This is a genomic window from Salinimicrobium oceani, from assembly GCF_012037645.1.
Map to the genome: position 1 here is coordinate 1 of NZ_JAAVJR010000945.1, position 385 is coordinate 385.

Consider the following 385-nt stretch of genomic DNA (forward strand, 5'->3'; position numbering starts at 1 on the left):
TTGAAAGATTACCCCAAGGCGCATATGTGATCAATGTTGCCCGGGGTCCGCATCTGGTGGAGGAAGACCTGCTGGAAATGATAGATTCCGGACATCTCTCCGGAGCAAGCCTGGATGTTTTCCGAAAGGAACCTCTGCCTGAGGAGCATCCGTTTTGGCAACATGATAAAATAAAGGTCACTCCTCATATCGCCAGTGTCACTAATCCGGCGACAGTGGTGCCGCAGATCCTTGAAAATTATGGAAGAATGAAGCAGGGAAAGAAATTAAAGAATGTGGTGGACAGGGAGAAGGAATATTAGTGGTCGGTGTTCAGTATTCAGTGAGCAGTAACATTCAGGAATCAGGTTGTTGGCAACAGGGAACCGGCAACAGGAAACCGGCA

The 385-nt window shown here is 48.3% G+C and carries 1 protein-coding gene; it reads left to right on the forward strand.

The window, feature by feature from the left end:
• Positions 1–302 (forward strand): NAD(P)-dependent oxidoreductase (locus tag HC175_RS20185; RefSeq protein ID WP_317172375.1); only part of this gene is annotated, 302 nt, incomplete at its 5' end.
• Between the last annotated feature and the right edge of the window lie 83 nt (positions 303–385).